The organism is Bradyrhizobium sp. SSBR45G (assembly GCF_030159255.1).
Classification (GTDB): Bacteria; Pseudomonadota; Alphaproteobacteria; order Rhizobiales; family Xanthobacteraceae; genus Bradyrhizobium.
Window position 1 is genome coordinate 177,587 of the sequence record NZ_BSCT01000010.1, and the last position, 7,722, is coordinate 185,308.

Annotated in this window: 7 protein-coding genes; 2 read left to right on the plus strand and 5 right to left on the minus strand. The window is 66.1% G+C overall.

The features are described 5' to 3' along the window. Window positions 1–73: 73 nt before the first annotated feature. Window positions 74–484 (plus strand): VOC family protein, encoded by a 411-nt coding sequence (locus tag QQL87_RS15305; RefSeq protein ID WP_284422151.1) that lies wholly within the window; start codon window positions 74–76, stop codon window positions 482–484. Window positions 485–498: 14 nt separating this feature from the next. Here QQL87_RS15305 and QQL87_RS15310 read toward each other — a convergent pair whose 3' ends face one another. After that, the gene (locus QQL87_RS15310) at window positions 499–1,827 is read right to left on the minus strand and encodes a DUF2330 domain-containing protein (protein WP_284422152.1); all 1,329 of its coding nucleotides are present in this window, start codon (window positions 1,825–1,827) and stop codon (window positions 499–501) included. Further along, window positions 1,824–2,648 (minus strand): RnfABCDGE type electron transport complex subunit D, encoded by an 825-nt coding sequence (locus tag QQL87_RS15315; RefSeq protein WP_284422153.1) that lies wholly within the window; start codon window positions 2,646–2,648, stop codon window positions 1,824–1,826. Before QQL87_RS15315 ends, QQL87_RS15310 begins: the two co-directional genes overlap by 4 nt. Before the next feature lie 151 nt (window positions 2,649–2,799). On the opposite strand from QQL87_RS15315, the gene QQL87_RS15320 reads away from it, so the two are divergent. Further along, on the plus strand, window positions 2,800–4,374 hold the full coding sequence (locus tag QQL87_RS15320; RefSeq protein WP_284422154.1) for an AMP-binding protein: 1,575 nt from the start codon (window positions 2,800–2,802) through the stop codon (window positions 4,372–4,374). Between the two features lie 36 nt (window positions 4,375–4,410). On the opposite strand, the gene QQL87_RS15325 is transcribed toward QQL87_RS15320, so the two are convergent. The 3 genes from QQL87_RS15325 to QQL87_RS15335 all read right to left on the minus strand — a co-directional run. Beyond that, window positions 4,411–5,712, minus strand: a complete 1,302-nt coding sequence (locus tag QQL87_RS15325) for a cytochrome P450 (RefSeq protein WP_284422155.1) — start codon at window positions 5,710–5,712, stop codon at window positions 4,411–4,413. Between the two features lie 113 nt (window positions 5,713–5,825). Beyond that, window positions 5,826–6,935 carry an HD-GYP domain-containing protein gene (locus QQL87_RS15330; RefSeq protein ID WP_284422156.1) on the minus strand — a complete coding sequence of 370 codons (1,110 nt, stop codon included), beginning with the start codon at window positions 6,933–6,935 and terminating at the stop codon, window positions 5,826–5,828. Between the two features lie 218 nt (window positions 6,936–7,153). Further along, window positions 7,154–7,722: molybdopterin cofactor-binding domain-containing protein (locus QQL87_RS15335; protein ID WP_284422157.1), on the minus strand; the 569-nt coding region annotated here is incomplete at its 5' end.

Consider the following 7,722-nt stretch of genomic DNA (forward strand, 5'->3'; position numbering starts at 1 on the left):
ACTGCCGGCGCCGACGTTAACAGAACGCCGCGATTGCGGCGAGGTCGATGTGTCAACCGCGAGGGAGGAGCTCATGCCGGTCAAGATCGATGCACTCGATCATCTGGTCATCAATGTCGCCGACGTGGACCGCACGACGGCCTGGTACCAGAAGGTCCTGGGCATGACGCTGCAGGTCTCCGATCCCGGCCCTGGACGGGCGAAGCGGACGTCGCTGCTGTTCGGGAACCAGAAGATCAATGTGCGACCGAAGGACGCGGACAAGGTCGACTGGTTCACGGCCGACCGTGTCATGGCCGGCAGTGACGACCTGTGCTTCCTGACCTCCAGCGCGCCCGACGAGGTCGTGGCCCACTTGCAGGCGCTCGGCGTCGCCATCGAAGAGGGCCCGGTGGCCAAGCAGGGCGCCCGCGGCACCCTGCGCTCAGTGTATTGCCGCGACCCGGACGGCAGCCTGATCGAGATCTCCTCCTACCAGGACTGAACCGCTGCCCCGCGCTACTTCGTTGCGGTTTCGCCGCTCTGCGCCATCTTGGCGACGATCTCGCTCTGCGACCAGCCGGTCAATGCGGCGACATCAGCCGCCTCCTTGGAGAAGCGGGCGGCGAGCCTCTCCTGATAGGACTTGGCCGCGTCGCATTTTGCCTCGCCCCGCCAGGGATGGTGCTGAACGTAGCGGCCCTGGAAATTGCTGCGGTCCTTGGTCTCGATGAAGACGATGTCCTCGGGGAAGGTCTTGGCGTCGTAGCGGACGTGCAGCCGGGTCACGAAGGCGTCGGAGCCACCGCCGCGGCGCCCAGCGCTGAATGCCGTGTCGCCGTCACTGCCGATCCAGCGCGCCCCGAGCTCAACCAACTCCTTGTTGCTCAGGGGGTCGGCGGCACAGGGATCGCACCAGGCCATGTCCCAGGCATATTCGACGAACACCGCCTGCATGTTCTCGCGCACCACCGCGCGCTCGAACAGCGCCTTGTAGAACGGGCCAAACTCGTTCTTCACATACAGCGGCACGTCGATATTGGAAGGGATCTTCACGGTGCGGTAGTTGGCGGCCTCGATGCGGCCGCTTTTCGTGAGCGCGAAGATGATCAAGTCCTGCGGCCCCTTGGCATTGACCGTGCCGAGCCGCAGCGGGACCATGAACTTGGCGCTCTGGTAGCGCACCTGCAGCGGCCGGAGCTGACCATTGCCCAGGCCCTTCATGCGCTCGACATTGACCTTGGCGACGAAGAACCGCATGCCCTGCCTGATGTAGCTGCCGAGCACGGCTTCTGCGCCCTGCGGGATACGATAGTCGTTGTCAGTCAGCCAGCGCGTCAGACCGTCGCTCTCCTGTGCCGACAGGATCAGTACGTCGTATTCGGCGACGTCGTAGCTGGCCTCGATGGTAACGCCATAGGCTTGGCGCGACCTCTCATAGAACGCTCCCGCCATCATCGGCGCCGCCGGCATCGCCCGCGCCGCGACGACGACCGGCGCACACGGATCGGCGTCGTGGTATTCGACCAGCCGCGGAGCGGTGTATTTGTCGAGATGATCGATCGTCTTCGGCTCGACCACGCCGATCTGCTTGCGCTCGATGAAGGTCGGCACGGGAACAACGACCGCGAATTCCTTGACGTCGCCCTCGAAGTCGCTCGCCATCGTGATCGCGGTCTGCTGGCCGTCACGCGCCAGCACGACCTTCGACGACTGATTGAACAGCTTGGTGTCCGCCTGCGCGACATAGAAGCCGCAGAACGCGTTGGCCGGGACGATCGTCGCGTTGGCGAGGATCGCGACGGCCGCGACGCTGGTCCGAAACATCTTGCTGAGACGCAGGGTCATGTCGACACTGCTTCGAGAACGGACGAACGCCAGGAAAAACGGGCCGCCGGGATCAGCCGGTCGAGCACCAGCGTGAGCGGCGAGAGCGCGATCAGCGCGACATAGAGCGCGGGGCGCATCTGCATGAAGAACGTCAGATAGTGCGCCGTCACCGCGACCGTCATTGCGAACAGCAGCCGGCCCGCGCGCGAGTCCGGCGTGGTGCGCGGATCGGAGATCATGAAGAAAGTGAAGATCAGCAGCGAGCCGCTCTGCAGCTGATGCAGCGGGATCGCCAGGGGGTCGCCGAGCCACGCGGCACGCAGTATCAGAAGCGCGGCGTGGCTGGCGAAGAAATAGATCGCGATGTCAGCCCGGCGGGAGGCGCTGAGAACGAGAATGGCGAAACAGCCGGCGAGCGTCGCGAACCAGATCTCCGCGCCCCACTGCCCTGGCGAAATCCACACGCCTTTCGAGCTGAACAGCAGCACCACGATCGCAAGGCCCGCGGGATTGAAGACGTGCTTGCCGTCGATCCGCAGCACGAATTTCGATCCGATTGCGACGACCGCCGCAGCGCCATGCAGCCACAGCGCATCGGCGCGCAACAGCAGGCTGAGCGACAGGCCGGTGATCAAGGGCGACTTGGCGTCGAAAGGGACCCCGGCGAGCCGGGAGCCGATGGCCTGTGTGAGCAGCGCCATCGTGATCGCGATCACGCTGGCCGCGGGCCGCGCGCCGAAGTCGATGATGGCGAAGTTGATCGCCAGCAGCGTGGCCAATGCCGCGATCTGGAAATAGCGGGCATCGGGCAGCCGCCATGGTCGTGCCAGGGCCTGCATGCGAACCTCCGGGCGTGTTTTGCCGCGCCATTGGTCGCCCGCAAATAGAAACGGGTTCAATCCCGATTTGATTGCGATGACGCGAGGTGGCAAAAGACGATGAACAGGAAGCGGCCGGGACGGGTCGCGGATAACAACAGTGGGAGCCAAGATGAACGGAATGACGATCGCGCCTGGCACGGTGACGCCGTTCGACGGCATGGATGTGCCCTGGCTGCTGAAGCTGCGCAGCGAGACCCGGCGCGATCACCCGTTCCTGATCTGGGCACCATTCGATGCGCCCGCGCGCCGCTGGACCTATGGCGAGTTTCACGACCGCGTGGACGCCCTCGCGGCGGGGCTCGTCAAGCGCGGGATCAAGCCGGGCGATGCGGTGCTGATCCATCTCGACAATTGCGTCGAGGCGATGCTCGCCTGGTTTGCCTGCGTCGAGCTCGGCGCGCTCGCGGTCACCACCAACACGCGCTCGGCAGCTGCCGAAATGAACTACTTCGCCGATCATTGCCACGCGGTGGCCGCGATCACTCAGCCGGCTTACGCCGAGATGATCTCGACGCATTGCCGCGGCCTCCGCTGGCTTGCGGTGATCTCGCATGATCCGGGGCGGCCGGAAACGGCCGCGGTCGGCGTGGGCGACCGTTTCGAGACGCTGTTCGCCGATAGCGCCGACCGGCCGCGGCGCGCGGTCGATCCGCTGGCGCCTTGCAGCGTGCAGTACACGTCGGGCACGACGTCGCGGCCCAAGGCGGTGCTGTGGACGCATGCCAATGCGCTGTGGGGCGCCAAGGTCAATGCCGTGCACGAGGATTTGCACCAGGGCGATGTGCACCAGACCTATCTGCCGCTGTTCCACACCAACGCGTTGGCCTACTCGATGCTGGCAACGCTGTGGGTCGGCGCCACCTGCGTGATCCAGCCGCGCTTCTCGGCGAGCCGCTTCTGGCCTGTCGCGCTGGAGCACGGCTGCACCTGGACCTCGACGATTCCGTTTTGCATGAAGGCGCTGCTCGACCAGGACGTGCCGAAGAACCACAAGTTCCGGCTATGGGGCACCGCGATGTCCGAGCCTGCGGTATTCGCCAAATTCGGCATCAAGATCATCGGCTGGTGGGGCATGACGGAGACGATCACCCACGGCATCGTCGGCGAGATCGACCAGCCGAACACGCCGATGTCGATCGGCCGCGCCGCGCCGGAATACACCATCCGCATCACCGACGATGACGGACGGCCGACCGCCGTTGGCGACACCGGCAATCTCGCCATCAAGGGCGTGCCCGGCCTGTCGCTGTTCGCGGCGTATCTCTACAACGAGGACGCGACGCGGACGAGCTACGATGCCGACGGCTTCTTCCTCACTGGCGACCGCGTCACGCGCCTCGCCAACGGCTTCATCAAGTTCGGCGATCGCACCAAGGACATGATGAAGGTCGGCGGCGAGAACGTCGCGGCGTCCGAGATCGAGCAGGTGATCATCACCGTGCCCGGCGTGCGCGAGACCGCCGTCGTCGCCAAGAGGCACTCGATGCTGGACGAGGTCCCCGTGGCCTTCGTGATTCCGCAGACCGGCATCGCCCGCGAGGAATTGCCGGAAAAGGTGCTGGCGGCCTGCCGCGCCGCCCTCGCCGACTTCAAGGTGCCGCGCGAGGTGAGGCTGGTCGACGAGATGCCGCGCTCGACCTTGGAGAAGGTTGCCAAGGCCGAGCTGCGCAAGCTGCTGGATTGACCGCTACGACGTACCGATCCAGCCGCCTCGCGCGGCTCAGACCATTGCCACGCGGATCGGCAGCTTCTTCGGTCCGTTCACGAAGGTCGCCTGGGTCATCTTCACCGGGCCATCCAGCGACAGCGAGGTCAGGCGCGGCAGCAGCTCCTCGAACAGAATGCGCATCTCGAGCTTGGCGAGGTGCTGGCCGAGGCACAGATGCGCGCCATAGCCGAAGGCAGCGTGCCGGTTGGGCTTGCGGTCGCAGCGGAACGTGTCCGGTGTCTCGAACACGGCCTCGTCACGGTTGCCCGAGGCGTAGCACAGCATCAGCCAATCCCCCTTGGCGATCCTGCGGCCGCCGAGCTCTGTGTCCGCGGTCGCGCTGCGCATGAAATGCTTGACCGGCGTCATCCAGCGGATGGCCTCGTCCACGAGGCCAGGAATCAGCTCGGGATCGGCCTTGACGCGCGCGAACTGGTCGGGATCTTCTGCCAGCGCCCAGACCGCGCCCGCCGTGGAGGACGACGTCGTATCGTGGCCGGCCGTCGCGACGATCATGTAGTAGCTGGTGCGATCATGCAGCGGCATCTCCTCGCCGTTGATCCGGGCATTGGCGATGACGGTCGCGAGGTCGTCGCGCGGCCTTGCCCTGCGGTCGTCGGTGATGCGCTCGAAATAGGCGCCGAAATCGGCCACCACCGCCTGCATCATCGCCGCGAACACCTCGGCCGACAGCGCCTCACGCACCCGCGCCGTGTCCGGGTCCTGCGGCCCGAACAGCTCCTGCGTCAGCTTGAGCATGCGCGGCTCGTCTTCCTCCGGCACGCCCAGGATCTCCATGATCACGTGCAGCGGATAATGAAGCGCGACATCGTCGACGAAATCGCAGGCGCCGCCATTGGCCGCGGCCTTCGCTGCCATGCGGTCGACCGTCGCCCGGGCGATCTCGCGGATCCGCGGCTCGAACTTGGCGATGTTGGCCGGCATGAACCAGCCCTGCGTCAGCGCGCGGTATTTCGGGTGATCCGGTGCGTCCATCTGCACCAGCGAACGCACCAGGTTGGGCTGGCCGGTGATCTTGTGGACGCGCTCGAGCACGGCCTTGTTGGTCAGCGTCGTGGCACGATCGGCATTGTGGAACAAGTCGTTCTGACGGCTGATGGCGAGGATGTCGGCGTGCCGGGTCACCACCCAGAACGGATCGAAGGCGTCGAGCTCGGCGCGGCCAAGCGGATTGTTGGCGCGCAGCCAGCGATAGGCGTCATGGATGCGGTGGTCGGCGTAGCAGGCCGGATCGACCAGCGTCGCGGCGATGTGCCCGGGGATGACCTCCCCGGCCTGTGCGGCTGCGCCCATGCTGCTCCTCCCGCCCTGTGATGATGTTGCGGGTAGGATAGTGCGCCGCGCGCGAATTGCACTTGCGTCCAGCGGCTGCCGCGCAACCCAGGCGTGGTCGCCGTTCGAGATCGTCAGTGCGCGCCCATCGCGACCGGGCGGAACGCCTGCAACAGCTGCTGATCGAGCTTCGGACCCATGCCCTCCATGATCTGGAACGCGCGCGCATGGGTGAAGGCCGGCCGATAGGCGCGGTGCTCGATCAGTGCGGCGTAGATGTCGACGATCGTGGTGAGACGCACGATGTCGCTGATCTGCTCGTTGTGGAGCGCGTCCGGATAGCCGGAGCCGTCGAGGAACTCGTGATGATGCAGAATCACGTCGAGCATTTCCGGCGGGAAACCGCCCTGCCGCCACAGCGCCTCATAGCCGCGGCGCGGATGCTGGCGCAAGAGCGCGATTTCCTCGGTCGTGAGCTTGCCCTGCTTGTCGAGGATCGCAACCGGGATGAAGGCCTTGCCGACGTCGTGCAGCAGCGCCGCGCGGGTCAGCCGGCGCTGGTCGTCGTCGCGCATGCCGAGATGGATCGAGAAGCCGACCGCGAGCCCCGTCACGAACAGGCAGTGCCGATAGGTGTCGTTGTGGTGGCAGCCGACCACCGTCATCCACTCGCGCAGCGACGAATGCTTGATCGCCTTGAGGATCTTGTTCTCGGCCGCGACGATGTCCTCCATCGTCAGCATGATGCCCGCCGGCAGCTTCTCGAAGATCTTGGCCATCACGGCCTGCGCCGCCTCGACGCCGCGGTTCAAGAGCTTGCCGCGATCGGTCTCGTCGTAGCCGTCATCGGCCGGCAACGCCGAGCGGACCCGCTGCAGCACGTCGGCCGCGCTGAACGGGCGGGCGATGGTGTCGGTCGCACCCAGCGCCCAGGCCTGCATCGTGGCGTGGTGCAGCGCTTCGGCGAGCACGAACAGGCGCGGCACGTCGCTATAGGCGCGCGAGGACAGCTTCTTGCGCACCCGCTGCACGCTCTCCGGCGAACGCAGGTTGATGTCGACAATCACGCCGGAGAAGCGGTTGCCGGGGTTTTCCGGAATGTCGGTGGTCGGAATCAGGTCGACGTCGCCGACCGAGCGCAGGATGCGCGCCAGCTCGCTGCTCTGATCGCCGCGATCGGACGCGAGCAGGAGATGGCGCCTGGTCGCGGTCTGGGTCACGGTCTGCTTGGCTGTCGCGCTCATACGTGCTCGCCCCTGCGGTTTGCTGCCCATGCAAGTTACCGGGATACGGGTTCGTCACGGCTTAAGCCGTTCAATCAAGGTGTCTGCTTTCTGGTAAGCGAAGCGTTAAACGTTTTGGTCAAATCGTGCCGCCCCGGGCGGGTCGCCGCGCAAAAAAAGAACCGCCGGAGAGGATCTCCGGCGGCTCCCAAGGCGCTGCGGTGCAAACCGGCGATGGTCTACGCCTTCATGTTGGCCTTCACCGCCTCGGCGGTGATCGGCAGCGAGCGCAAGCGCGCGCCGCAGGCGTTGTAGATGGCGTTGCCGAGTGCCGGCGCGACCACGGTCACCGCGGGCTCGCCGACGCCGGTCGCCTTCTCGCCATTGGCGATGACGGCGATTGCGACCTCCGGCACCTGGCTCATCCGCAATGGCGTGTAGCTGTCGAAGTTGGTCTGCTCGATGCCGCCATCCTTCAACGTCGCCTTCTCGTACATCGCCAGCGACAATCCCCACAGCGCCGCGCCCTCGACCTGGGCGCGGATGTTGTCGGGATGCACCTGCGTGCCGACATCGGTCGCCACGGTGAGCTTCTTCACCGTGACCGCACCGTTGTCAGCCACCGCGACATGGGCGACGCACGCCGTCCAGCTCGCGGTGGCCCGCTCCTGCGACGACACGCAGGACACGCCCATGCCCTCGCCCTTCGGCAGCTTCTTCGCGCCGTAGCCGGACAGGCCCATCGCGGCGAGTAGCGTGTTGCGCAGCCGCTGCGCGCCGCCGTCGTTCTTGCCCTTGCCGTCGAGCA